Raw genomic sequence first — 26,337 nt, forward strand, 5'->3', positions numbered from 1 at the left:
AGAAAGTCCATGGTGGTGACGTAGAAGCGGTCGCGCAGCGCCGGGTCGAGTAGTTCCGTGCCGACGAATTCGGCGCCCTCGTTGAGGTGGCGAAGAATACTACGCCGGGCGCGACCTGCAGCAGGCCCAGTTCATCCATCCACACCTGACGGTCGTCGGAGAGGATGGAGAACAGCATATTGAGCGCCTTCGGGTGCTCGGGCCGGTTTATTTCCTCCAGGTGGATGATGCAGTTGGGTGTACGGATCGCCTGTGGAAAGAGGAACTGCTTGTACTTGGTCTCGCCGTTTTCGAGCGCGTACTCGCCGAACAGTTGTCCCGGTTCGGAGAGCACTCCGATCTGGAAAGTCGCCAAGGGCAACCGATGCACGGCGGCGTATTGCCTGACGAGAGAGGACTTGCCACATCCCTGCTTGCCGACGACCAGCACATTGACCGGGTGTCGATGCGATATCTTGTTGATCTTGTCGAGGAAACTCAGGATTCGGTCGACAGATAGTAGTAGGATCGGCGTCCGGGATGAGAACGCTGTTGAGATTGCTGCCAGGATTTTCATGATAGGCGCGCTTATTCTGGTCGGTGGGCGCAGACTGACGACACGGACGACCTTCGACGCCCGCGCCGTCGCCAGAGAACTGACGGCGGAAGCCTTACAGGCTTTCCGCCTACCTGCCACCTACACGTGATCGCGGAAGCTCAGTTCGCCCTCCTCATACCGGCTGCAGGTCGAGTGGGCAACATCGCTGATCCAGCGTTTCCAGACGCCGCCCAGCGCGTGGCGGTTTACCGTGCATTGGCCGCGCAACGGATCGGTCGGGTCCGGTGTCTGCCACTTGCAGTCGTAGCAGGGCTTGTTGGTATTATCTTCCTTGTGTACTTGCGTGTGTATCACAGTCATGTCAGATATCCAGCTCAAAGGTCGACTTTAAGGAATTCCAGATCCTGAGCGCTGAAATCCTGCTCGTGTCTGGCGATGATGGTGTTCTGGCCGTAGGTCGGGATGTCGACAAAGCGGGCGCTGAAGCCTGAGACGCGGACGATCAGATCCTGATGCTTTTCCGGTTCCCGTTGAGCGGCCTTCAACTCATCGGTGCTCACCACGTTGAACTGGACATGATCGATGTTCAGGTCATGCCAGGTATTCATGTAGGAGTGCCAGATATCGAAGCCATGCTTGGAACGCATGATGGGTACCGACAGGCGTTGATTGAGCAGGTTCGCCTTCTGGTTCTTCTGCACCTTGGATACCGAGCGCAGCACTGCCGTCGGACCCTTCTTGTCGGTACCCATGTAGGGTGAGATGCCACCGTCATCTGCCGCCTCGCCTCCGAAGCGCCCGTCTGGCGTCGGACCGGTACGCGAGCCGACCTCCATGTACAGGCCAACCGCCTGGCCGACGGGAGTACCGGGCCACCCGAGTAGTTGGTATTCTTGCCCATTTCACCGCCGAGGATGTCCTCGTAGAATTTGCTGATCAGCGTATCAGCTGCCGGATCGTCGTTGCCCCACTTGGGCGCTTTCTTGAAGGCCAAGCGCATATCTTCATGGCCTTCCCAGTTGTCCTTCAGCGCTACCATGAGCTGGGCCATCGTGTACTTCTTTTCGTCGTAGATCAGCTTCTTGATCGCGACCAGGGAGTTGCCTGCAACGATGGTGGTAATCGGGTTGTGCCAGCCGTTGGGCTGCTCGGAGAGTGCGTTGGCATCCATGCCGAGCTCCATACAGCCGTCGTCGAGAGCTGAGACGAAGGGCATTTGCAGAAAGCGGCATTCCATAATTCGGGAGACGTCCTTGCAGCGAATGGCAAAAGCAATCGCGTACTGGTACTGTTTGCGGAAGGCTTCCCACAAGTCGTCGAAGCTCTTGAAATCGACGGCATGGCCCGTTTCCGGTCCCATCTGCATGTCAGCGTAGGACCAATCATAGCCATTGTTGAGCGTGATTTCGAGGATCTTCGCCGGGAAAATAGCGCTGCCGCCTTCGGAACGCGTTTTCTGCGATTTGCGGCGGCCAGCCAGGCCAGGCGACATGCACAGTACGTTAACCCAGTAATGGGATTCTTCTTCTGTGGCGCCATTGCCGGTGAGGCTGTACTTGGAATATTCAAGCATCTGTTTGATGCCAATGTCGTCGTTCTTGATCGACGGGTAACCGAGACCGTCGCGGATGCACTCGAAAACCCAGCGCAACGTCTTAACGCGATTTTTCATCGAGTAGCGGAAGACGATCGACGGTTCGGTAGTGCGAATACGCTTGGCGGCTTCCAGAATCGCGTCCGTCACGTCGTTGCAGGCGTCGGAGCCATCGCCGTTGGTGCCGCCCAAGGTGAGAATGAACAAATCGTTCGATCCTGGAAAAATCTCGCGGTAGGCTCGCGATTTTCCGGCGCCATGTTCCGAAATCTTCAGCCGTTCCATTTCCACGAGTTCGACGACATCCTTGTGCTCCATCGGCTGGAAGCTCTTGTCGATGACGCTGGCCTTGTAATACGGCCACAGTAACGAGTCCTCCTTCTGCGCGTAACCGCTCGCGTAACGTTCGATGGCGTGGCAGATGAGGAAGGTGAACCACTTCGATTGCATCGCGTCCTTCAAGCCCCTGGCCGGTTCGGCAGGCATACGCTGGCAGATGTCAGCGATCTCGAGAAGTTCCTTCTTGCGCATGGGATCAGTCTCGAAGTGCTCGGCGACGATCCGGCACAGCCGCGCGTGCCGCCTGGCCCAGGCGATTACCGCCTTGGAGGCGATGATCATCGCTTCCCAGTTGTCGATCTTGTCGACCCAGTCGAGACCCTTGGTGGCGTTCCAGGGAAACTTCTCCATTTCCGCCTTGGCTTCAGCGATGTGCTTTTCTGCCAGCTTAATCCGGGCGAGCAGGCCGTCTTCGAGGACGGTTTCGTACGGCGGAACAACGCTGTTATAGCCTGAAGCGAATACCGGGCCTTCGATCGTGCTCACCTGATAACCGCGGCGCAGATCGACCGGATCGAAATACTTCTCACAGCGCGACTGTAGACTGAAGGGCTTCCAGTAATTGACGATAGCCTGCGCTTCACTGACAGGCTGTGGCGCATAACTGGTTCCCAGGTAATCCTGCACCGCCATGTACGACAACTCCGGATAGAGCGGGAACATGTTCGGGTCTTCGGCGTGGTAACCGACGATAAACTCGTCAGTATTCAAGACGAGCGTGGAATTATCGAGGACGTGCTTGAGGCCGAGAGCGCGGCGGATCGGTTCCGGCTTGCCAACCGTCGCCTTGTGCGCCTCGGTGATTAGCCGCATGCGCTCGATGCCCGCGGTGACGCTCTTTTCGCAAAACTCGCCGGCCGAGGCGTGTTTCCATCGGCAGCGTGCCTTAAGCCGCCGGGTCCGGGCAGTGGACGGATTTTGCAGATGTTCGTGAAGTTCATCGGCCGGGATATCCTTTTCTGCCGGATTTTCCGGGGGAAACTGAATTACTTTGCCTCTGTATTCCAAGGTTTGTTCGGTGATCATATCGCCCATATCGCCTCCTGCGCAGGTTACACTGACTGGCGCGTGTGGAAAGCGCCGCAGCATTGGTTAAGTTCGAAGACCGGCTTCGTCAGCCAGTATTTGCCTTTCTCGTCTTCCTTTTCAGTGATACAGTCACCCTTCAACTTTTCAAAGTCATCGGCGTCCTCGGGGATCGTGAAAAAGAATTCGCATTCTTTGCATGTCGTCATTTGATTCCTCCTTTTGCTTGGTGTAATTGCTGAACGTTAAGAATGGCGCCGTACGCGGTTTCGCTGTTTTGCGATGCCGACAATGGTGACGCTGTGCCTCTTTCTCCTTATCAACTTCCATGCCACTTGGTCAATCAACTTGTTTTTTAATGGAAGTCTTTCTTTCTCCATTTTTCTTCGAACCCAAGGCGCTATTCTCAATGTCTAATTTGATGAAGCCTGAACTGGCAGAAATGCTGAAATGAACACGATGCAGTGCACCATCAACTCCTTGGTTGGGATTGCGTTTTATACACGGCGCAGGTCCAAGACCCGGTATCGTTAGCGGGCTTCCATAAACCGCGAGATCAAGGCAAACTAGCGCCCTGAACAACGTGCAAGCAAATAGACAGGTACGGTATTCCAGAGGAATACATGAACAATACCAAATACCCGCATATCGGCGATTTGCGCCGCCTGATCCGCTTTTCGACGGTAGACGGAACCATCTGGCTCGCCGAGAATCGCATGCTGCTGATGCATGCGGCGACGCTGGCGGGGCTTCGCAGAGAGATCATCAGTTCGGTCGGCTCGGAGCATGCCCGCCGGATTCTGACACGCATCGGCTACCAGTCCGGTATCCGCGACGCCGAGCTGGCGTGCAAGATCCGCGGCCGCAAAAACCTCATCGATTCCTTTGCCGGTGGGCCACAATTACACATGCTCGAAGGCAACGTCCGCGTCTCGAAGATCAAGCTCGACATGGATATCGCCAAAGGCACGTTCTATGGCGAGTTTCTGTGGGGAAACTCCTGGGAAGCGGAAGCGCACGTCAAGGAGTACGGCCCGCAGACTGATCCGGCCTGCTGGATGTTGATCGGACACGCCTCCGGATTTTCCAGTGCGTTCATGGGCCGCTTCATTTTGTTCAAGGAGGTCGAGTGCGCCGCCTGCGGCCCGGCGCAATGCCGCATCGTCGGCAAGCCGGCCGAGGATTGGCCGGACGCCGCCGAGCACACGCGCTACTACGAAGAAGACTCGATCTTCAGTCGCCTGCTTGATTTGCACAAGGAAGTCGATGTCTTGCGCTCCTCGCTCAACAAGCAACGCCAGGTCGAAGACCTGATTGGTGTGTCGCCTGCGTTCCAGAAAGCCAACGACCTCATGCTCAGGGCCGCCAACACCAATGTGACGGTATTGCTGTTAGGGGAAACCGGCGTTGGCAAGGAACGCTTTGCCCGCGCACTCCACGACTCAAGCAGCCGCAAGGATGCTCCCTTCGTTGCCGTCAACTGCGCGGCGTTGCCGCCCGACCTTATCGACTCCGAACTATTCGGAGCCGAGAAAGGAGCCTTCACCGGCGCCCACGCCAGCCGTGTCGGCCGTTTCGAGCGTGCCGACGGCGGCACGCTGTTCCTCGACGAAATTGGCGAGCTGCCGCTGACGGCGCAGGCCAAGATCCTGCGCGTGCTGCAGGGGGGCGAGGTCGAGCGTCTCGGCGGGAACCAGACGCGCAAGGTTAATGTCCGCATCATCGCGGCCACCAACGTGGACCTGAAAGCGGCTGTCAAGAATGGCGAGTTCCGCTCCGACCTCTTTTATCGTCTCAACGTCTATCCGATTTGGATTCCGCCGCTGCGTGATCGCCCGCTCGATATCCCGCCGTTGGTCGAGGCGATGATCGCCAAGTTCAGTACGGAGCATGCCAAGCGCGACATCGGCATCACAGACAAGGCGCTGAAGGCATTGACGACCTATCACTGGCCCGGCAACGTGCGCGAGTTGGAGAACATGATCGAGCGCGGCATCATCCTCGCCTCGGCCGGCTGCGATATCGAGATCAGCGACCTGTTCCCGAGCCCGGACGACTCTGTCACGAACGAGGAAGGAGTGAACGAGGGCGGCCGAATCGAGGAAAAGACCACAGCCGATGAGCAGCTTCTGTGCGATGCGATCATGGCCACTGGCATGCCGCTCGATGAAATCGAATCGATGCTGTTGCGCAACGCGGTTGAAAGCGCAAAGGGCAACCTCGCCGCCGCGGCACGCATCCTCGGCATCACGCGAGCTCAGCTTACCTATCGCCTCAAACGTGGCGAAAGCACGCCACAACTCATCAGTGAAAGCTCGCAATGCTGAGCAGGGCGAAGAAGTTTGCTGCCGCTACAGGACCGGCGAAAACGAGTCCAGGAGACCGACCGAAGACGTCCGTCTTAATCTGCGCCGCCACGTCACCGTATTTTCATTCTTAAAATCTCAGTTCGAAACTTGTTGCACTTCGCACTTGGAACCGCCATAGTTAAAATTGAGAATTGCGAAAATCTCTCGCTCGTGTTATGCCGAACGAGTCGCTCAACGCTTCTAATGTCTTTAGTTGCCAAAACCATGAGAGGGGGGAAAGTAACATACAAGAACATGAAGTTATCATCGTCGGCTCCGGCCCTGCTGGTTCCTTGTGTGCCAAGGCATTGAAACAGGAAGGGATTGATGTTCTGATTCTCGAAAAAGACAAACTGTGAAATATGTCATATGGAATGCGGCAATGATGCAATTTCGCGCGGTGACGACATTCATGTGATTGATCCCGGCAGATGCACGGAATGCCCGGGACTCCATGAAGAGCCCCGCTGCGTGACTGTATGTGCGGTCGCTTGCATCATTCCTGATCCGGAAAGGCCGTACCGGAATTGAGCACGATTTTCTTTTACTGTTCTATATATGGTGATATGTCAATATAATAATTATCAGGCCGAATTGAGAGGGTGTGGAATTGTTTCAATAGGTAGCTCCGCAAGGAGAGGGCGTGAGACCTCCAGTTTTCCTGTAACCGATTGAAATCTTCTTACTTTACCGGCGTCTGGCTGGCTATCCTGGCTGCATTCGGCTTTTCCTTCAAAGCGATACTGGTAAAGCTGGCCTATGCCCAACCCGCTGCCGTCCCGGTGGCAGTGATCACCTTGCTGCTACTCCGCATGGTGTTTGCTTTCCCGGTGTTTTTCTTTGTCGGCTTGCGCGAATCGCGCAACGCAGCGCCGCTAAGCGCTCGCGACTGGGCTGCGCTCGTCGCTCTTGGCCTGCTTGGCTATTACGGCGCGGTCATGCTCGATTTCATGGGCTTGCGCTATATCTCGGCGGGCTTGGAGAGGCTGATCGCCTTTACCCATCCGACCATGACCGTCCTGTTCGGCGCACTGCTGCTCGGCAAGCGTATCGAGCGGCGCGAATGGGTAGCGCTGAGCCTGTGCTATGTCGGCATGGCTGTGGCTTTTGTCCACGACCTTGGAGCGAGTGCCGATGCGGCTGGAATCTGGATTGGCGGCGCCCTGGTTTTTGCCTCCGCGCTGTGCTACGCCTTGTACCTGGTCGGCGCAGGGCAGATGATACAAAGGATAGGTCCTTCGCGGTTCAGCGCGCTGGCGATGCTGGTGTCGACGGCCGCTGTCCTGGCTCATTTCCTCGCCACCCAGCCGCTGTCCGCGCTGCTGCAGCCCTGGCCGATCTATGCGCTGGGCCTGAGCCTGGCACTGTTTTCCACGATCCTGCCGGTGTTCGCCCAATCCGCCGCCATGCGTCATATCGGCGCCGGTCGTGCCGCCCTGATCGGTAGCATCGGCCCCCTGCTGACGATATTCTTCGGCAATTGGCTTTTGGAGGAAGTGATTTCACCAGCGCAGATTGCCGGAGCCTTGCTGGTGATTGCCGGCGTAATCGTCGTCAGCCGCCGCTGAAGCGACTGCCCCGGTCGCTGCTACAAGGATCAGCGGTTCCAGACCAGTTTCCCGTCGAGCAGCGTCATCAGCACCCGCGCGTCGAGTAGCTCATCCGCCAAGCCCTTGTCTGCGCCACACTCGAGGATGACCAGGTCGGCCAGTTGTCCCACGGCGAGGGAGCCCTTCAGCGTTTCCTCGCTGCTGCAATAGGCGCCAGCACTGGTGTACATCTCCAGCGCCTGCAACAGGCTGATCGCCTCGTCCTCTCCCAGTCTTGCGCCGCCCTTGACCCGGCGGGTGATGGCGGTCCTGATGGCCTGTAGCGGATCGCAAGGGGTGAGCGGGGAATCCGAACTGAATGCCAGTCTTATTCCATTTTCTATGCAGGATCTATACGGGAATATCCACTTTAACTGCTCTGCTGCCAACTCGCGCAGGTACTCAGGACCAGTTTGGTAGAGCAGGTTCGGTTGCGAAACCACGATGGCACCGCTTTGTGCCAGTTCAGGTAATAACGAAGTGGGGCAGACCGGACAGTGCTCGAAACGCGGACGGTGGCATTCGTCAGGTGCGATGCATCTGACAAATTCCAGCGCTTGCAGAGACATTTGCAGCAGATGGACATCGGGTACATGAAAGGCAAGTTGAAAACCTGCCAGATGAGCACGTAGGGCGGACTGGTTCAGGTCGTCTTGCGGCGGATGGCTGCTTCCGGTGCTTTCGTCCAGTGCGATCTTCATGGCACCCAGTCGCAAATGGTCGTCCCCGTGGCCAGTTTTCAAACCCCTTAGGGCAAACTGTTCGAGGGCATCGAGTCCGGCATGCATCGCCAGGCGCGGCGTCAGAAACCCCCGCTGTTTGAATATCTGCATTCTCTGCCAGTGCGGATAGGCGTTTGACCAACTCGTATCCTGAAGCGAAGTGATTCCATGTGACAAATATTCCTGACTGGCATCGCGCAAGCCGATTTCGACTTCGTCATCACCCAAGGGTGGAATCGCTCTTGCCACCAGTTCGCTATTGCCCGATACAACCCCGTTAGGCAAGCCGGTTATCGGATCACGTAATATCCTGCCGGCATCCGAGTCCGGGGTATTGTTGCTGATGTCGCAGTGCTCCAGTGCCCGGCTATTCAGCACGCAATGCTGGCCAGAGCGTTCCACAAGCACTACAGGGAGATGGGGCACGGCCTGATCCAGTTCCCAGCGATCGGGCAAGCGTTGTTCAGCAATTATCGAGATATCGTAATTGGCTCCCCGGATCCAGCGTTCGTCCGCGACCTCACCGGCCTTTATTCTTAAGGCTGCCTGAAGGTCACTGATACAGCGTATTTGCGGTGAGGAGCAATCCAGGTATCTCTGGGTAATGGCGAAGGCGATTGGGTGGCAGTGTGCATCGTTGAATCCAGGCAGGACAATGCCTCCTTGACAATCCAGCATGCGCGTGTCCGGACCTTTCAGATCGCCCAGTGCGTCCTTCGATCCCATGAAGAGAATTTTGTTTCCCTTAATGGCAATGAGTTCAGGGCCAGCACATTCTTGTGAAAATGTGATGGCCTTGAGGTTGCACAGAATCAGATCAACTGCCATTTCGCAAGGCTAGCGCTGCGGAAAGGGAATTCAGGCAGCGGGAGAATTTCGCTGTTTTTGTACCATCAGGTAATACTTGAGCGCTTCGCGCAAGCCTTTCTTGAATGGGGTGTACTCAAAATCGAAAAGCCGTTTTATTTTCGCCCCAGAGTAGAGCAAATGTTCGTTTATGGGGAAAGGCAAAGGAATTCCCTGGCGGTCGATTTCCACTGCTGGCATACGGACCGGATCGATGGTTTTTCCCGTGATCTCGCCCAATACTTCGACTATGCGTGAATAGGAAACGAGTTCGTCCGAAGCCAGATTGAAAGTCTGGGTATAAGTTCGTTCATCGCCGATACAGCGGATGATCATGCGCGCCATGTCCACAACCCAGATGAAGCTGAACAGGGCCAGATCATGCTGAGGAATGACAATCGGCAGATGGCTGCGCAGCAGATCGAAGAAATAGCTTTCGCGCGGAGCGTAATTATAGTAGCCGTAAATAATTGCCGGCCTGAATATGGTGTATGGAATTCCCCGGCTTTCGCAGATCTGCTGCAACATGATTTCGGACATGGCTTTGTCGTAGCCGTAAGTCGCATAGTTGCCGAGTTCAGGTTGCGCGCCGGTGAGTTGCAGTCCGTCTTCGGCAATCGGCAGGTGCCAGCTCTGCTGATAAACGCTGGTGGTGCTGATGAAAATATATTGACCGATCTTGCCCGGCAGATTGTCGAGCATGGTCTTGATCTGCATGGGGGTGTAGGCGCAGAAATCAACCACGGCATCCCATTCCTTTACGGGAATAGCCTCGCGAATTTGTTCGGCTTGTTCGCGATCGCCGATGAGTTCAGTGACGTCGGTCATGCCCAGCGGACGTCGGCCTCGATTAAACACATGAATAGCACAGTTGCTTTCCTTGGCGAGTTCCTCAACCAGGATGCGTCCGGCAAAATAGCTGCCGCCGATGATCAGGATGTTTCTCATGGAGAGGGATTTAGCCGACCCAGACATTCAATTGGCGCAAACCGGGATCGACTATCCGACTGTGCACAACCGGTCCATGATCGACCAGGAACTTGCTGTCCGAGTCGCTCAGCCCGGCGCTTTGCAGCTCGACGATTACTGCACTGATGATTTCATCGAGGATGAATTTCTTTTCTTCATATTCACAAGTAGCCGTCAGGGCAGTGACCTTCTGCGCCATAAATCTGCCCAGTATGGGCAGGGTCGCGACACCGCGGTGCAGCCATTTGTAGAATGGCGCATAGCTGCGGTTGAGCAAATACACCAGCGACATGATATCGGAACAGAATTTTGTCTCGGCATATTGCGCGGCAAAATATTCCCCGCGCCAGATGGAGCGATGAAAATTGTATTGTCCAGCCTGTCCGCAGGACATGCAGCGCGCGGCGATCTTCGCCAAGCGGACATCTTCCGGGTAGCCTTGCAGCAATTGTTGACGAATTTTTGAGAACTCGCCGAGTGGATCGACAAACACTTCCCCTGAAGTGCAGGCCGCCAGATTTTTCTCGGGAATGCGCAACCAGTCCGCCAAAGTGGACGGGACGCCGTTTCGTCCCAGAAATCCGCGGTAGAACGTGCCGATTTCAAACACTCCGACACGCCCATCGCCCCATTCGCTGGTCTTGCGTTCGAAACCATGGAAGCTTGTAGTCAGTTTGGCATACTCTGTCTGCAGTTGTGCGCCGAATTGTTCGTAATCCGTTTTGTTCAGCCACCAGCAGAAGCCCGGTCCCCAGTCGTGATCGGTTGAATACTTGTCGTCAAAACCCAGGCAGTCTGATCCGTCACCGACCAAGCCGGCCGCGATACGCTCCTGCTGCGCGGCAAACATCTTCTGGAGCAGGGGCGCCCCGAATTCTTGGTAAAACTCTTTCGCCAGGACAAGTCCGCGCATGGTCGCTGCACCTATTGGTAGTCTATGACGCCGACTTCTTCAGTTCGGCTGAATTGTTTTCTCGCAATCAAGTCGTTCATTCTTCTGCCGACATCTGCTTCGATATATTTCTCGCCACATTGCTGGCACAGTCCTGCTGGGACTTTCTTGATTACATACAATTGACCTTCGAGGCGGTAATCGAAGTTCCCTACTGTGATCTTCTTCATTTCCCCACCACAAAAAAAGCAGGTGCTGAACGGCTCCGTCATGATGTTTTCTCCTCCCGGGTTGCGGTGCAACGCATCGCGCCAGATCGGTGGCGCCGGAATGTAGACAAAGGTGATGATCAGCCAGCCATTGCTGGCGCCGGCACACATCACGTGAAATATCTTTTGCCTTGATTTACCCACCACCAGATAACTTCTGCCGCGCGTTGCATGGTGGTGTTCCTCAAGTAGCCTGCCTGTCAGCAGCACGGTTTCGATATCGGCAACCGTCACAATATTGCCCGCCATCAGTGAGCGAATGACATGTTCCGATAGGATATAACGCGATTCCTGCACCCGCTGGGCAAACCATGCCATTTCATGGGATTGCTCGATGCAGTCCAAGTTACTGATCTATCCCTGCGAAGATGGCATCATCGTTTTCGAACATCTGCCTGAATTTCTCCTTGGCGCCGATGCGGACGCGCTCGGCCTGCTCCGGATCCAGATTTCTGCCCTGGATCCATTTCTCCAGATTGACCCCGCCGGGCAGCCATTTTTCGAGCGTTTCGCGTTCGAACATCCAGGCTTTGTCTCTGACTCCCAAGGAGGAGAGGATTGTCCAGACGTCCTCGCGCAAATCGTGGTGGCAATACACGCACATTACGCAGCGATTCAGCTGGAATTCAGTAATCAGCTTGCGGTCATACTTTACGGCAGGCACTTTCCTATCTTCGACGAAAGGATCGAGCTTTCTAGCCAGTTCTTCCATCTCCTCGCGCTGGCCGAATACCAGCCACTTTCCCCATTTTTCCAGATATTCCTTGTTGGTCAGGGGAACCCCGTTCAGGTTGATATAGTGGTAGCCCCGATACACATGATCGAAAGGGACTACGAAAATGAAATGCGAACCGGGCCGGTCAACGATCATGTCCGTAACTCCTTTACATTCTTATCCGCCGGCGATGGCCGGGATCACGTTTACCACGTCATCGGGCGAAATGGCTGTTTTTACCCCGTCCAGGTACCCGATATTGCGGCCATTAATGAAGAACACGAATTGCTTCGAAATGTTCCCCACCTCATCGCAGATGGCCTGTTTGAAGCCTGGGTTCCTCTCGTCTATCAGCATTATCAAATCGGCAATCGTGGTCTTTTCTGCAATGCTTAAAGCCATATCGCTCTGCAGAACGTTCAGCGATGGGATGCCCAGCAGGTTGAGGGTTACGGTAATATTCATGTATTGCCCATTTATCTTAGTGAACGTCGCAAAGCCGACTCAGTTCCTGTTCGGCATGAGCGAGGTCGCGGTAGCCATTCTTGTGCACTAGCCGCTGCAGGGCTTCTATTGCCAGATTGCGGTCTTGCTCCAGCGCGGCATTCAGGTTCTCATAATAGAGTTCTAAAGTGTGATCACCGTAGGTTTCCAATTCGCAGCCGAGATAAATAGAGAAATTCTTGCCGTCCCCGGTCTGGGCCATGCTGCGACAGCAACGCTGGTAGAGCGCAGGAAAATTATGCTGAAGTTCATCCTGCCATACGTTCTCAATGGCTACGATGATCGGGATCAGGGGATTATCGGACAACGGCGGGATCAGATTGTCCATGCGCGCATACTTTTCCATCAGAAGATTGCGCTGATCATCTGCAGCTTGCTTGAGGTCATCGAGATAGGACGCAAGCATCTCCTCGGTCCAGGTCTCGAAAAGACTGGATCGGATCATTTTGAAATTGTCAGGGGCACTCTGGCACGATGCACGATGCGCACTCTTGACGCGCACAAACATCTGCCATTCCATCGCCAAGACCTGATCGAGAAGTTCACTTTTCACTTGTGCCTCGTCGTCCTTCCCTCATTTCGTTGATGATCAGCGTACCAAATAGCTGTGGCAATTGCTCGGTCTTATCGACAAACTGCACCAGCTTGCCATATTCATCCTTGAGTGACTGCTTGGCCGCCAAACCGCAGCTGATGCCCAGAGTGAGCAGACTGACTCCGTTCTTCTTGCAATAGGTAATCGCATCGCTGACACCGCAGCCCCAGTTGGAAGCGCCATCGGTAATATGGATCAGCAATGTTTTCTTACCTAGGGTTTTGGTACTTAGAGCGGTAGCGATGATGGCTTCGCCCGAGGCGGTTTTTCCATGCGGCAATACCATCAGCATGTGACCACCACGGTATAGCTCCGTGATCCGACAGGCATTTTTCACTTCGTTATACGCATAGATTCTGGCGTTGCTGGCGTAGCACTGAATTGCCGCAAACAGCGTCTGATAGATCATCTCGGCCCGGTCCCATTTGGTCGGATCAGCCATTGAGCCGGTGGCATCCACCAGCAGCACCACATTCTTTCTCAAGTCAAATTCATGCTTCTTCTGTTGAAAGACTGCACCGGTGGTATGGGCACGGTACAAGCTCCTTCTGTGAATCTTTCCGGTCGTCAGTCCCCGGTTGAAGATGCTTCTGCGCTCCGTGGCGGTTCTCACCACTTGCTTGAGTTTGTTGAGCAATGCCTTATTCACTTTGTCACGCGCCATCATGACGATATCGTTGCCTTCGATGCGCACGACACCCTCGGCATTGGCGACATTGCCCTTTACCTGTTCGGTGAAGTCCCGATTCTTCTGGGGCAGGGTACGCTCGATCAGCGAGGCATAATTGACGATGGTCGCCTTGACCGCCTTGCGGTCTGCTTCCTCCTGCGCGATATCTTCGTCGCCCATGTCCGGGATCATGAATCTGTCGCTGCGATCGCCTGGCCAGAATCTGATAAGTTGAATTAACTTATTCCAGGTCTGAATGTAGAGTTCAAGACGAAAATCGCAACGGTCGGCTACGCTGGGAATATTGGGGCATTTATGCCGCAAAGCCGGTAACATGGTGTGGAGCAGATCGATAGGCTTCCGGTAAAACTTATCCAGCGTATTGCGTGTCCACATGCCACCGGAAGTCCGATCGGTATAGCCTTCCAGATATAGATTCTCATCCCGGTCCGCCGCCAACCGCCACCATATGTGCAGCATCTCGGAAGCCGTGGGGGGGTTGATCATTGTCCGCAGAGTCTTGACAATGCGCCAAGTACGAGCAGCTTCCGCGTAAAGGCCAAACACATTGCGATTCGCCAGCCCATCGACATAAACGTATTCGCAAATCCTGAAGAAAAGATCAAACTTGTACTCATACTGGGGCTTGAGCTGGAGCCGAAGCTTGGCGATCTCATGCAATCTTTCGCTCCACTCGACCTTTTTATAGGCCTCCTGAATCATGATGCCGACCATCAGGTCCGTATTCGCCGCGGATACCGGATAGCTGCCCATGATCGGTGTTGGGTCAAGCGCCAGCGCGTTTTCCAGCTCCATTCCGGACCAGACAATTTCCCCGACGTTACGCCCAATGAAGGAGGCAATCTTTCTGATTGCCACCAGCAGTTTGACCAGTTCCACCGGTTCAATCGGCGATTTGTCGCGTCTCCAAAAATCAGAGTAGCCCTCTCCACCGGGGATCACGAAGCGCTGGACAACGGCTTCCTGGCTGAGAACTTTCAGTCCCCGATTAGTTGTCATGACAAGCCAACGTTTGTGTCTTGCTTTGGTGGGGCATCATTCATTGGTGATGTACTGTACGAATTCAGTTTTGCCTTTTTCAATCTTGTTGAGATTGATATGCAGAGACAATAATACTGATTCAAGGGTCTGCTTGTCTGTCTGCAGACTGGTGACGATGGCATCCCTCAGGCTGCCGCCTGCAGCGATCATTTCGCCGATCATCAGAATTTTGCGCGTGGATACTTCAACGCCGAGCTCGGCATTGCCGCGAATGCTGTTTGCGACTTCGATGATTTCCTTGGCCTGCTCATAGGTCACGCCAGTTTTTTTCTGGAGTACCTCGGTTTCCACTTCGTTGGGCAGGAAGTCCATGGTGGTCACATAGAATCTGTCCCTCAGTGCCGGATCGAGCAGTTCCGTGCCGACGAATTCCGCGCCCTCGTTGAGCGTCGCGAAGAACACTACACCATCCGCCACTTGCAGCAATCCCAATTCGTCCATCCAGACCTGACGGTCGTCTGACAGAATGGAAAACAGCATGTTCAGGGCTTTGGGATGTTCGGGGCGGTTGATTTCTTCCAGGTGAATCACGCAGTTTGGTGTTTGTATGGCCTGGGGAAAAAGGAATTGCTTATACTTGGTTTCCCCGTTTTCGAGGGCATATTCGCCGAACAACTGCCCTGGCTCAGAAAGGATGCCAATCTGAAAGGTGGCCAAAGGCAGTTTATTGACCGCTGCGTATTGGCGTACCAGGGAGGATTTCCCGCAGCCCTGCTTGCCAACGACCAGGATATTGACAGGGTGTTTTTTTGAAATCTTGTTGAATTTGGCCAGAAACCCCTGCGTTTCCGTGCTTACATAGTAATAGGGGTCGACTTCGGGTACAAAAACACTGTTTGCATTGTTAAGTGATGATTTCATGGTGCTCCAAAGCTACTATCATTAATGTAAACTCGAATTGAGGTAGGCACGAATTGCCGGGTGCAAGCCGGGAAACACCCGCCCCCGGCAAGGCTCCGGGAAGATTCCAGATCGCCAGCTTTCCGTGGCGTGACGCATACCGGTCTTGTTTTAGGGAGATCGCCCCTCCTGCTGCGCTGATTTGTTATTATGTCCTTGTCCTGAAAGTGGCAATGGCTTGATTAATGATACAGCCAGCTTTTCAGGCGATGGCGAGTGCTAGACGTGCTCCCGGAAGCTTAGTTTGCCTTCCTCATGACGGCTACAGGTCAAATGCTCAACGTCTCTTAGCCATCTCTTCCAAACGCCGCCCATCGCATGACGGTTGACGGTGCACTGACCGCGCTTCGGATCGGTCGGATCCGGTGTTTGCCACTTGCAAGTCTTGCATGGCTTGGTAGTTCCTTCTTCAACGTGCGGTTGGTTCTGTACGTTTTTTTTCGCTTCCATATGATTTGCTCCGGGCTCCTAAATCATTTGCTTGTTTATTGCGGTAGGGAACTTGAATTAAGCTGAAGTTCCCCGCCGCAGTTGTGTATTAAATATCTACATTCAGAAACTCAAGGTCTGCAGCGCTGAAATCCTGCTCATTGCGGGCGATGATGGTATTTTGCCCATAGGTTGGGATGTCAACGAAACGCGCACTGTAGCCGGAAACCCGTACGATCAAATCCTGATGCTTTTCGGGTTCGCGTTGTGCTGCCTTCAGTTCGTCCGTGCTCACCACATTGAACTGGACATGATCGATGTTCAGTTCATGCCAGGTGTCCATGTAGGAGTGCCAGATATCGAAGCCATGCTTGGAACGCATGATCGGCACAGACAGGCGCTGGTTCAGCAGATTGGCCTTCTGGTTCTTCTGCACCTTGGAAACCGAACGCAATACCGCCGTGGGACCTTTCTTGTCGGTGCCCATATAGGGTGAGATGCCACCGTCATCAGCAGCTTCGCCGCCGAAACGACCGTCCGGCGTCGGACCGGTGCGTGAGCCGACTTCCATGTACAAGCCCACCGCCTGGCCGGTCGGCATCACCGGACCGCCCGAGTAGTTGGTGATCTTGCGCATCTCGCCGCCAATGATATCCTCGTAGAAGTTCTTGATGATTTCATCGGCATAGGGATCGTCGTTGCCCCACTTTGGCGTCTTCTTGAAATCAGTGCGCATTTCCTCGAAGCCTTCCCAGTTGGACAGCAGCGCCTCGTTGAGCTGCTCGAGGGTGTATTTCTTGTCGTCGAACACCAGTTTCTTGATGGCAACCAACGAGTTGGCCGCGACGATCGTTGTGATCGGATTGTGCCAACCATTGGGTTGCTCGGACAGTGCATTGGCTTCAGCTCCCAGTTCCATGCAACCGTCATCGATGGCGGAAACGAAAGGCATCTGCAGGCACCTTGCCTCGAAATAGCGCGAGACATCCTTGGTGCTAATGCACAGATTGATGGCGTATTGGTATTGCTTGCGGAACGCCTCCCAAACATCCTGGAAGGTCTTCAGCGTCTTGATATCGCCAGTCTGAGGACCAAGTTGCATGTCGGCGTACGACCAATCGTAGCCGTTGTTGAGCGTGATTTCCAGAAGTTTGGCCGGGAAGATCGAGCCGCCGCCTTCGGAGCGGGTCTTCTGTGTCTTGCGGCGACCGGCTATGCCCGGCGACATGCACAGCACGTTCACCCAACTGTGCGCTTCCTCATCGGTGGCGCCATTGCCGGTCAGGCTGTACTTGGCATAGTCCTTCATCTGTTGTGTGCCAATGTCGTCGTGCTTGATCGAGGGATAGCCGAGACCATCGCGAACGCACTCGAACACCCAGCGTAAGGTCTTTTCCCGGTTCTTCTTCGAATAGCGGAAGACGATCGAGGGCTCGGCCGTACGGATGCGCTTGGCCGCTTCCAGGATGGCGTCGGTCATGTCGTTGCAGGCGTCGGAGCCATCGCCGAGGGTGCCGCCGACCGTCAGAATGAACAAGTCGTTCGAGCCGGGGAAGATTTCCCGGTAGGCGCGGGATTTTCCGGCGCCATGCTCGGAGATCTTCAGTCGCTCCATTTCCACCATTTCCACAGCCCCCATGTGATCCATCGGCTGGAAGCTCTTGTCGATCACGCTGGCCTTGTAGTACGGCCACAGCAGCGTATCTTCCTTCTGCGCATAGCCGCTCGCGTAGCGCTCGATGGCATGGCAGATGAGGAAGGTGAAGAATTTCGCCTGCATGGCGTCTTTCAGACCCTTGCAGGGCTCGGCCGGCACGCGCTGGCAAATGTCGGCGATCTCGAGCAGTTCTTTCTGGCGTTTCGGATCTGTCTCGAAATGTTCCGCGACAATCTTGCACAAGCGCGCATGCCGCCGTGCCCAGCTGATGACCGCCTTGCAGGCGATGACCATGGCTTTCCAGTTGTCGATCTTGGCGATATTGTCGAGTCCCTTGGTGCCGTTCCAGGGGAAGGTCATCATATCCTTCTGGGCTTCGGCGATGTGGCTTTCCGCAAGGCGGATGCGCGCCAGCAAGCCATCTTCCAGCACGGTTTCATAAGGCGGCACAATGCTGTTGTAGCCGGAGGCGAAGGATGGAGCTTCCATGCTGCTGACCTGGTACATACGGCCCAGATCCTTCATGTCAAAGTACGGTTGGCACTTGCTTTGCAGGCTGTGCGGCTTCCAGTATTCATTGATTTCGGCCGCTTCCTTGGCCGGCTGCGGTGAGTAATCGCTCTTCAGGTAATCATCCACTGCCATGTGCGACAGTTCCGGATAAAGCGGGAACATGTTCGGGTCTTCGGCGTGATAGCCGACGATGAATTCGTCCTGCTGCAGCACCAGGGTAGATTTGTTCAGTACATTCTCCAAACCCAGCGCGCGTCGGATCACCTCCGGCTTGCCGACGCTGGCCTTGTGGGCTTCGGTCAAATAGCGCATCCGCTCGATGCCGGCAGTCACGCTTTTTTCAATGAACTCACCAGCCGAAGCATGTTTCCAGCGGCAGCGATCCTTGAGCCGCTTGGTCCGCGCCGTCGAGGGCTTCTGTAGGTGTTCATGCAGATCTTCAGCCGGTAACTTTGCTTCCGCAGGATCTTCCGGGGAAAAATTAAGCGTTTTCCCTCTGTATTCCAATACCTTTGCGTCTAACATTTGATTCATGTCCGTCTCCTTGAGTTCCGGGGTTAACGCTTCATGCGAAAGGCATCACACTGTTCAGTGTTTTCGAATACCGGCTTGGAAAGCCAATACTTGCCCTTTTCGTCTTCTTTTTCCATTACGCAATCAGCTTTGCCGGCGGCATAATCGTCCGCACCTTCCGGGATCAAGAAAAATTGCGTACATTCCTTACACGTTGCCATGATTCATTCCTCCATTTAACTAACTTACTACGCAACACACTGCATACCGGCATCACGACTGCTTGTGTTTCTGCTCTCCGTGATACCAACCAGACCACCAATTGTGACGCTGCTGATGCCGGCGAGCTTCAGACCCCTCGCTAGCGGCAATACCTTCTCGGGCGGGTTTTCCTTCACGCCCATGTACTGGTATTCTTTTTCCCTGCCCAGGGAGATATATTTGCCTTCTCCGTAGACGTGATAATTAAGGATATCCACGCCTTCCAGCTGCTTCGAATATTGAGAGAGATAGGCTATGTAATCGTCAAAATCCTGTTGCGAATCATTAAAACCAGGGATGACCGGAATGTGGATACGGACATGCGCGTGGGACTCGATCAGTCGTTCAATATTGTCGAGTATCGGCTTGAGTGGCCAGCCAATCACATCAGCATGTTTTTGTGGATTCATCGATTTCAAATCGACGATAAACAAGTCCACGAAATTCAATAAAGGCTGGATAGTCTTCCAGCTTTTCGGGAAGCAAGATGTCTCGATCGCAACATGAACATTTCTTTGCTTGATACGTTTCGCCAGTCCCAGCGTGAATGCCGGATAAAGCAAAGGATCGCCGCCGCTGATGGTCACTCCGCCGCCACTGTTGCGGTAGAACGGCTCATCCGACAGGACTTCCTGCAAAATATCTTCCATCGACATCGTTTTGCCAACAGACTCGCGCGCTTCAGTCAGGCATACGGCTACACAGCGCATGCAGTTAATGCATTTCGAACGATCCAGCTGAAGCACCAAATCTTTTCCAGGTCCCTGAACGAGCGAGGAGGCGCCTGACGGACATACCGCCACACAGCGTCCGCAACTGACGCAGCGGGCCTGATTGTAATAAAACTCCTTGGTTGGGCGTTGCGTTTCCGGGTTGTGGCACCACGGGCATTTCAGTGGGCAACCTTTCAAAAAGACAGTAGTTCTGAATCCTGGCCCGTCCTGTAGGCTAAATCGCTGTATTTCAGTGATCAAAGGAATTTTCATATAACTCCTGCAATATGCGTCATCAAGCAACTCCCCAAGTTTTGACTTCTTTTTTCTTTTTATATTACATGTTTTATAGTATATATTTTCTTGTAGCGTGCTTTTACATTAAAGTGTTTTCGTTCAATTAACCTCTTTTTTATTGTGGAGATTTAGAACGCGAACTGACCTAGGAAAGCGTTCAATAATCCTAACGCTGCCACTCCCGAAAAGCGAGAATCCAAACACTTGCTGGATTCCGCTTTCGCGGGGGCGAATTTAATAAAAACGTTTCCTTGGCATCAAGTAAAGCAGCAGTAACGATTTGATTTTATTAAACCGCTGTAGTCAATAGGTACTAGCACTAATCTTATTAGTAATACCATAGGGTTGAGCTAGTCTATTTGCGGTCGCGGGTGATCCACCTCGTATTGCTTCCTAGTCGTACAGATTGCTCAATCCTGTCATCTTGCCATGAAATGGAGCAAGCACGCCCGATCTATCCTGCCTACTCAGGCATCTCGTCGTTGATTGCTCCAACCAAAATGATTGGCAACCGATATCACCTGCATCTCGGTGCGTCGAGGCTTCATCCATCTGGTAGCGATACTCGACTGGTACAGCCGCCGCGTGCTGTCCTGGCGAGTCTCCAATACCCTGACGCTGGACTTCTGTCTGGATGCGGTGAGGGAAATAATTGTTCGCTGCGGCAGGCCAGAGATATTCAGTACCGACCAGGGCAGCCAATTCGGCAACAGCGAATTTACCGAGCTACTCAAGGAAACACTAAATAAGTAACAAATGCCGTGAACGCTTTCTTTATCATGCTGTCTGACACGGAGTATCGAGCACAAGGGACGAAACGATGAAGCAGATGACGCTGGCGGCGACACGAGGACTCGAGAAGCACAACCGGACGACGCGCAAGGCGGAGTTTCTGTCGCGCATGGACGGATTGATGCCGTGGGCCGGGTTTTGTGCGCCGATTGAACCGTATTACCCGAAGGTCGGGATGGTCGGCCGCCAGTCGGGCTGGAACGGATGCTGCGGATGTACTGCGTGGCCAACTGGTTCAACCTGGCGGACGAAGCCTGCGAAGGCGCGCTCTACGACGTGGCCGTGTTCCGGGAGTTCTGCCGGTTTGATCCGGGACGCGAACGGATACCGGATGCCACGACGCTGCGCAACTTCCGGCATCTGCTGGAACAGCACGGCCGGGGCGCGGCCCTGTTTGCCAAGGTCGGCGAATTGCTGCTGGCCAGCGGCATGAAACTGTCGGGGGGCACGATCGTCGATGCCACGCTGATCGCCGCACCGTCTTCCGTCAAGAACCAGGACAAGAGCCGTGATCCGGAGATGCACCAGACCAAGAAGGGCAACCAGTGGTACTTCGGCATGAAGCTTCACATTGGAACGGACAGCCAGAGCGGTCGGGTCCATGGCGCCAGCGTCACCGCCGCCAATGTCCATGACAGCCATGAAGTGCCGAACCTGCTGCATGGCGAGGAAACCCGCTTCCACGGTAACAGCGCCTGCCGGGGCAAGGCGCAGCGCGAACGACTCAAGGACATTGCGCCAAAGGCAAAGGACTTCACCAACAAACGTGCCCACCGGAACTGCCCGCTGACGGACGCCGACAAGGAGACCAACCGTCGCAAGTCCAGTGTGCGTTCCAGGGCCGAGCATCCGTTCCCGACCCTCAAGCGTCTCCGGGGCTTTGCCAGGGTGCGCTATCGCGGCCTGGCGAAGAACGCCAACCGGGCCTTCGCCATGCTGGCAATGCTCAACGTCGGCAAATGGGGACGGCCTCTGACGGGAGAGGTGCGTCCAGCATGAGGTGAAATGCCCTGCGTTTCCGTTCAAAACAGGCCAGTTTTTCGATGAAAATGTCATTGATGTCACGTTTTCGTCTCAATTCCGGATTACCGCTGAGTTTTGCGGCGGCTTATTCAGCGTTTCCTTAAAGAACATGACTTCCAGACCAGCATGGACCGCAATGGATACTGGCGTGGCAATGTCTTCGCCGAACGGCCAGGGAGGAGCGTTAAGCACGAGGAGGTCTATCGCAAGATTTACGCTCGATATCAGCCGCCAAGGCCGGTCTGGGCATCTACGTGAACTTCCATAACACCCGTCGGCCACATCAGCCGCTTGACAGCAACACTCCGAATGAGATTTACTTCGCGGCCTGCCGCAGGAAAGGCGGCATGATGAGCGCGTTATCCACCGCGCAACCCGCCTGCGGTCAAGAGAGATCTTCGGCGGGCCGCATGTGGAAACGTTACACCACAAGGCCCCACTTATCTTTGTGGGAATTCTGTTCAATCAAACGGAGCCGACCCTGACACTAAGACCTGTTCGAAAGTGGAAACTGCCGCAGGTAGAGCAGATTGAGATTGGTGGTTATGTCTTACGGAATAGGTGATAGCACCAATTGTAAGGTCCATAATCGTCAGATTACGATCCTATGAATAGGAGGCGTGGTACCAAAAATTTATACAATGGCTCGTCGCTGGTAATATTATAATAAAATGATAACTAGTAAAAATTTACTCTGGCATATGCTATTCGCAGATCGTATGTGCTCGACTGCACCTATGCTATAGGGCATTTAATAATTGGCATTTATTCAATAAATATGAGGAAGAGGACAAACGATCATGATGTTCTTGGGAGGAATTGGTATGCAGCAGATAACGGCAATGGTCTTAGGATGGTTGAATAAGCCTATGCCGAGCAGTCGAGCCCTCTTGTTGTCAGCCGTGTTGCTCAACGCTTGCACGCAAGTTCCTGACTTAAGCGCGATGAATGCTGAGCGAGCCAAGCCTATCCAGCGTTACGATACTGTGCAAGCACTGGCGGCGAATGGGACGGCAGTTGTCGCTGGAACGCAAAATGGTGCGGTGCTTGTCTCTGCTGACCAAGGCAAGACTTGGTCACGGAAAGAATTGGGCCCGTTCACCTCATTGATAGGACTGTCATCCTGTCCAGACGGGAGCTTCGTCGGGATCGACTTCAACCATAAGGTTTGGAGTTCGGATGCGCGGGGCACGGAGTGGAAGAGCGTCGCCTTAAATAAACCGCGCGTTCCGCTCGTGGTTGCTTGCGACGCACAAGGGTACTGGTACGTTGGCGGTTCTCGTGCCACGATTGCCAGGAGCGTTGATAAAGGAGCGAACTGGCAAGTCAGCGACCTCGGAGAAGATGCACAGATATTGGCGTTCGCAATTACTGGTAGCCAAACCGGGATTGCTCTGGGCGAGTTCGGCCTCGTTGCGAAGACAGATGACGGTGGTGCCACTTGGAAGAAAGGTTCGCGCATCAGCGCCGATTTCTACCCATACGCTACGGTCTTTTTGAACTCCAAGGAGGGCTACGTGAGCGGCGGTGCCGGCACTGCCCTGCGTACTCAGGACGGCGGGAATACATGGAACAAGATCGAGAATGCCACCCATGCCTCTTTGTACCGGCTCTTCCTGCACGAAGGTAAACCCTACGGTGTTGGCCCCGGCGGCACTATTGCCCGGTTGGAAGACAACGTTTTCCTGCCCGTGCCTTATGCGGATGCCGTCTCCGTATTTCTTGGAACTGGTACCTCGCTGCCTGCGCAAGCGGCCATAGTGATCGGCGGGCCAGGTGGCCTTGTCCGCGTCATCGACACCCCAAAATTAAGTGAAGGAAAAGAACACAATGGTTAGCCATATGCACGCCCTGCGCCAGAAAATTACCCGCGTCCTGCACGTGGGCGAGGAATGGCTGTTTGCAAATCCCAAGATCGTCCTCGGTATTATCTTTTCTGTCACCATCCTGTTTGCCCTGTGCCTGCCGAAACTGCGGGTGTACTCCGACTTTGCCGATTTGTTGCCGCAGAACCATCGCTATATCAAGGTCTACAACCGCATCAAGGAGAGCTTCGGTGGCGCCAACATGATAGTCATTGCCGTCGAAGTAGATCGAGGTACCATCTTCAATAACGAAACGCTTCAACTCATATTTCAAGTTACCCAAGGCCTCGACGAGATTCCCGGCGTCAACCACAATCTCGTCTCCAGTCTCACTCACCGCACCGCACGCAAAGTGTTTCTCTCGGAAGAGGGATCCGTCATGTCAGAGCTGTACTACGACCCGCTCAGACCGATGCGTACGGTCGCTCAGCTTGATCAGATGAAGAAGGATGTTACTGCCGATCCTAACCTGTACGGTCTGATGGTTTCCCCCGACTACAAAGCGGCGCTGATCAAGGCCCAGATGAATGAATCTGGCATCGACTACGTCAAGACCTTCGCCGCGCTGCAAAAATTGAAGGCCACCGCTGATAAACCTGGCCATCACATCCATATTACGGGCAACCCAGCGTTGACCGGTTGGGTTTTCACCTATACCCACCAGATTGTCTCGATCCTCGCCTACACTGCGATCCTGATTGCACTGCTGCTGATCGTCAATTTCCGGCGCTTTTACGGCGTCGCGCTGCCGCTGCTAGGCATTGGGCTATCCTCCACTTGGGGCCTGGGTTTTATGGCGCTGATGGGCATCAACCTCGAACCGCTCTCGTTGCCAATCCCCTTCCTGATTGCTGCACGAGCTACATCCCACGGCGTCCAGCTCGTTTCGCGTTATTACGAAGAATTGGCTATAGTGCACAATGGCAAGAAAGCGGCGCGGAATGCGCTTGACGCATTATTCCGGCCTGGGTCGCTGGCCATTATCGTTGATGCCATCGGTATCTTTGTCCTTGTCCTCGGTTCCGCCCCATTCAATCACAAGCTTGGTATAGCGGCCGGCTTCTGGGGTTTCTCTGTCATCTTTACCGTCCATTTCATGGTTCCGCTTGCACTAACCGTTCTGCCGCAGCCAAAGGCCATGACGAACAAGAATCAGGGTGCGCGCAACTTCCTGGGTTGGGCCATGGCGCGCACCGGCGGTACTAACAGCGGTGCGCGCACAATGCTGGTACTTACCGTCTTGGCAGCCTTGGGTGGTGCCTACTTCCTCAGCAGCGTCCAGATGGGCGAATCCGAACCGGGCAGTCCACTCCTGGCCCGGAATCACGAATTTAACCTGGCCACCAAGGCTATTAATACCCGTTTTCCCGGTTCCGAGGAACTGCACGTCGTGGTTCGCACGGACGAGAAGGGGGGTATCAAGGATCCCAAGGTCATGGCTGCCATTGAGCGCTTCCAGGCGCACATGCTGGAAGACCCGATTCTAGGCGGTACCAAGGCTATTCCTGGCGTCGTTCGAGTCGTGAACCGGCTGACCCATAATGACGATCCGCGCTGGATGCAGATCCCTGACAACGCAAGCGAAGTCGGCGGCCTCATGTTCGCCTACATGGCATCAAGCCCGATCCCGGGTGCGCTGAAAGAATTCATCAACTCGGACGAGAATGAAGCCAACATGATTTTTTATTACAAGGATCATCAGGCCGAGACCATCGCCCGTGTCGTCGCCGTTGCCGAATCCGGTATCAAGAAGATCGAAGCCGAAGTTCCCGGTCTTCACATAGAACTGGGCGGCGGCATCATTGGCGTCACCGCAGCAGGCAATCAGGCCCTGCACAAGGATCACATGATCATTATTCCTGCGGTGATGATCTGCGCCTTTCTGCTCGTCATGACCTACTACCAGTCGCTGCATGCGGGCTGGCTCATGATTTTGCCAATGTTATTCTCCACCCTGATGACCTATGCTTACATGGGGGCCGCCAGAATTGGCCTCAGCGTGAATACCGTGCCGGTCATTGCCGTCGGCGTTGGCGTTGGTATCGACTATGCCGTATATTTTATGGATCGCATCCGCGAAGAAATGGCAACCACGCACAACATTCATAAAGCCGTGGTGAATGCCGTTGCGACCACCGGCTATGCCGTCTTTTTCACTGCCGCGATGCTGATCTCCGGCGTCATCATGTGGGTATTTTTGTCGGACCTGCGTTTCCAGTCCGATGCGGCCATCCTGCTTTCCTTCATGCTCGTCGTCAACGCTATTGCTGCCATGCTCATCGTGCCGGCGTGGTGTGTCGTGTTCCGGCCGCATTTTCTTGTGGCTACACACTACGATGCTGACGGTGTGCTGCAAGAAAACGAACTGGATAACCAGGAAAAGGATAGCACCAGTAGGAAAAACATATATGCGGTTAAGGCGGGCGCTGCCCAATAGACCGCGCCAAGGCATTGGCAAGGGGTGTGTGTCTGACATCTGACATACAGTGTCCCTTGTCTGGATGAAGATGATATATTGCAAATCGGGGAGCAGGGAACGGTCAAGGCTTTAAGCAGCAGGCAGTGGAGCTGGCCAAAGCAAAGGGATATGCTGGTCTTGTATTGCATGAGGGAGGCATGCAACGCGTTTGGTCTATAAACACCTGTAGATTCGACAACGGAATTTAATGTGTATTGGTGAAGATTAACATTTAAGG

At 54.4% G+C, this 26,337-nt stretch carries 23 protein-coding genes and 2 pseudogenes; 8 read left to right on the forward strand and 17 right to left on the reverse strand.

Translation table 11 applies throughout. The features are described from left to right. Nucleotides 1–556, reverse strand: a 556-nt coding sequence (locus K5E80_RS00005) for an AAA family ATPase (RefSeq protein WP_220634223.1), incomplete at its 3' end; no start/stop codon positions are given. Between K5E80_RS00005 and K5E80_RS16870 the strand changes: the two genes are divergently transcribed. Next, nucleotides 555–686, forward strand: a complete 132-nt coding sequence (locus K5E80_RS16870; protein ID WP_281420152.1) for a hypothetical protein — start codon at nt 555–557, stop codon at nt 684–686. The genes K5E80_RS00005 and K5E80_RS16870 overlap by 2 nt on opposite strands. Here K5E80_RS16870 and K5E80_RS00010 read toward each other — a convergent pair. From K5E80_RS00010 to bssC, 3 genes and pseudogenes are all read right to left on the reverse strand, one after another. After that, nucleotides 677–898: a benzylsuccinate synthase beta subunit family protein gene (locus K5E80_RS00010; RefSeq protein ID WP_220634224.1), complete on the reverse strand. Its 222-nt coding sequence runs from the start codon at nt 896–898 to the stop codon at nt 677–679. The genes K5E80_RS16870 and K5E80_RS00010 overlap by 10 nt on opposite strands. A 14-nt stretch (nt 899–912) precedes the next feature. After that, nucleotides 913–3,497: pseudogene (gene bssA, locus K5E80_RS00020) on the reverse strand (benzylsuccinate synthase subunit alpha). Nucleotides 3,498–3,523: 26 nt separating this feature from the next. Next, nucleotides 3,524–3,706: a benzylsuccinate synthase subunit gamma gene (gene bssC / locus K5E80_RS00025; protein WP_220634226.1), complete on the reverse strand. Its 183-nt coding sequence runs from the start codon at nt 3,704–3,706 to the stop codon at nt 3,524–3,526. Between the two features lie 414 nt (nt 3,707–4,120). On the opposite strand from bssC, the gene K5E80_RS00030 reads away from it, so the two are divergent. The 3 genes from K5E80_RS00030 to K5E80_RS00040 all read left to right on the forward strand — a co-directional run bounded on the left by K5E80_RS00030 (nt 4,121) and on the right by K5E80_RS00040 (nt 7,413). After that, nucleotides 4,121–5,824: a sigma-54-dependent Fis family transcriptional regulator gene (locus K5E80_RS00030; protein WP_220634227.1), complete on the forward strand. Its 1,704-nt coding sequence runs from the start codon at nt 4,121–4,123 to the stop codon at nt 5,822–5,824. A 197-nt stretch (nt 5,825–6,021) separates the two neighbouring features. After that, nucleotides 6,022–6,204, forward strand: coding sequence for an FAD-dependent monooxygenase (locus K5E80_RS17060; protein WP_220634228.1), 183 nt, complete (start codon nt 6,022–6,024; stop codon nt 6,202–6,204). 312 nt (nt 6,205–6,516) lie between these two features. Then, nucleotides 6,517–7,413 carry a DMT family transporter gene (locus tag K5E80_RS00040; RefSeq protein WP_220634229.1) on the forward strand — a complete coding sequence of 299 codons (897 nt, stop codon included), beginning with the start codon at nt 6,517–6,519 and terminating at the stop codon, nt 7,411–7,413. Nucleotides 7,414–7,442: 29 nt separating this feature from the next. On the opposite strand, the gene K5E80_RS00045 is transcribed toward K5E80_RS00040, so the two are convergent. The 13 genes from K5E80_RS00045 to bssD all read right to left on the reverse strand — a co-directional run bounded on the left by K5E80_RS00045 (nt 7,443) and on the right by bssD (nt 19,937). Continuing rightward, the gene (locus tag K5E80_RS00045) at nt 7,443–8,882 is read right to left on the reverse strand and encodes an amidohydrolase (RefSeq protein WP_220634230.1); all 1,440 of its coding nucleotides are present in this window, start codon (nt 8,880–8,882) and stop codon (nt 7,443–7,445) included. A 132-nt stretch (nt 8,883–9,014) separates the two neighbouring features. Continuing rightward, nucleotides 9,015–9,950, reverse strand: a complete 936-nt coding sequence (locus K5E80_RS00050; RefSeq protein WP_220634231.1) for an NAD-dependent epimerase/dehydratase family protein — start codon at nt 9,948–9,950, stop codon at nt 9,015–9,017. A gap of 10 nt (nt 9,951–9,960) precedes the next feature. Next, nucleotides 9,961–10,884, reverse strand: coding sequence for a DUF4037 domain-containing protein (locus K5E80_RS00055; RefSeq protein ID WP_220634232.1), 924 nt, complete (start codon nt 10,882–10,884; stop codon nt 9,961–9,963). Nucleotides 10,885–10,895: 11 nt separating this feature from the next. After that, nucleotides 10,896–11,450 (reverse strand): YgiT-type zinc finger protein, encoded by a 555-nt coding sequence (locus K5E80_RS00060; protein ID WP_220634233.1) that lies wholly within the window; start codon nt 11,448–11,450, stop codon nt 10,896–10,898. 28 nt (nt 11,451–11,478) lie between these two features. Continuing rightward, complete coding sequence (locus tag K5E80_RS00065; protein ID WP_220634234.1) at nt 11,479–12,003, reverse strand: hypothetical protein; 525 nt, start codon at nt 12,001–12,003, stop codon at nt 11,479–11,481. 21 nt (nt 12,004–12,024) lie between these two features. Next, nucleotides 12,025–12,312 carry a MoaD/ThiS family protein gene (locus K5E80_RS00070; RefSeq protein ID WP_220634235.1) on the reverse strand — a complete coding sequence of 96 codons (288 nt, stop codon included), beginning with the start codon at nt 12,310–12,312 and terminating at the stop codon, nt 12,025–12,027. 16 nt (nt 12,313–12,328) lie between these two features. Further along, on the reverse strand, nt 12,329–12,904 hold the full coding sequence (locus tag K5E80_RS00075; protein WP_220634236.1) for a DUF4125 family protein: 576 nt from the start codon (nt 12,902–12,904) through the stop codon (nt 12,329–12,331). Continuing rightward, nucleotides 12,894–14,636 carry a vWA domain-containing protein gene (locus K5E80_RS00080; RefSeq protein WP_220634237.1) on the reverse strand — a complete coding sequence of 581 codons (1,743 nt, stop codon included), beginning with the start codon at nt 14,634–14,636 and terminating at the stop codon, nt 12,894–12,896. The genes K5E80_RS00075 and K5E80_RS00080 overlap by 11 nt, the downstream gene beginning before the upstream one ends. A gap of 36 nt (nt 14,637–14,672) precedes the next feature. Beyond that, nucleotides 14,673–15,539 carry an AAA family ATPase gene (locus K5E80_RS00085; RefSeq protein WP_220634238.1) on the reverse strand — a complete coding sequence of 289 codons (867 nt, stop codon included), beginning with the start codon at nt 15,537–15,539 and terminating at the stop codon, nt 14,673–14,675. A gap of 258 nt (nt 15,540–15,797) precedes the next feature. Further along, nucleotides 15,798–16,028 carry a benzylsuccinate synthase beta subunit family protein gene (locus K5E80_RS17065; RefSeq protein WP_220634239.1) on the reverse strand — a complete coding sequence of 77 codons (231 nt, stop codon included), beginning with the start codon at nt 16,026–16,028 and terminating at the stop codon, nt 15,798–15,800. Nucleotides 16,029–16,116: 88 nt separating this feature from the next. After that, on the reverse strand, nt 16,117–18,711 hold the full coding sequence (locus K5E80_RS00095) for a glycyl radical protein (protein ID WP_220634240.1): 2,595 nt from the start codon (nt 18,709–18,711) through the stop codon (nt 16,117–16,119). A 23-nt stretch (nt 18,712–18,734) separates the two neighbouring features. Beyond that, entirely contained in the window at nt 18,735–18,911 is a 177-nt protein-coding gene (locus K5E80_RS00100) for a benzylsuccinate synthase gamma subunit family protein (protein ID WP_220634241.1), read from the reverse strand. Nucleotides 18,912–18,938: 27 nt separating this feature from the next. Continuing rightward, nucleotides 18,939–19,937, reverse strand: a complete 999-nt coding sequence (bssD, locus tag K5E80_RS00105; RefSeq protein ID WP_220634242.1) for a [benzylsuccinate synthase]-activating enzyme — start codon at nt 19,935–19,937, stop codon at nt 18,939–18,941. 531 nt (nt 19,938–20,468) lie between these two features. On the opposite strand from bssD, the pseudogene K5E80_RS00110 reads away from it, so the two are divergent. The 4 genes and pseudogenes from K5E80_RS00110 to K5E80_RS00125 all read left to right on the forward strand — a co-directional run. Then, a pseudogene (locus tag K5E80_RS00110) lies at nt 20,469–20,699 on the forward strand (DDE-type integrase/transposase/recombinase); the annotation flags it as partial. 82 nt (nt 20,700–20,781) lie between these two features. Beyond that, nucleotides 20,782–21,752, forward strand: a protein-coding gene (locus K5E80_RS00115; RefSeq protein WP_246590805.1) for an IS5 family transposase whose coding sequence is annotated in 2 segments (ribosomal slippage) — nt 20,782–20,929 and nt 20,929–21,752 — 972 coding nt in all. Because the reading frame shifts where the segments join, the coding sequence is not laid out codon by codon here. Nucleotides 21,753–22,576: 824 nt separating this feature from the next. Further along, nucleotides 22,577–23,614, forward strand: coding sequence for a WD40/YVTN/BNR-like repeat-containing protein (locus tag K5E80_RS00120; protein ID WP_220634244.1), 1,038 nt, complete (start codon nt 22,577–22,579; stop codon nt 23,612–23,614). Further along, complete coding sequence (locus K5E80_RS00125; protein WP_246590806.1) at nt 23,607–26,078, forward strand: efflux RND transporter permease subunit; 2,472 nt, start codon at nt 23,607–23,609, stop codon at nt 26,076–26,078. Before K5E80_RS00120 ends, K5E80_RS00125 begins: the two co-directional genes overlap by 8 nt. Nucleotides 26,079–26,337: the final 259 nt, after the last annotated feature.

Source organism: Georgfuchsia toluolica (assembly GCF_907163265.1).
Taxonomy (GTDB): Bacteria; Pseudomonadota; Gammaproteobacteria; order Burkholderiales; family Rhodocyclaceae; genus Georgfuchsia; species Georgfuchsia toluolica.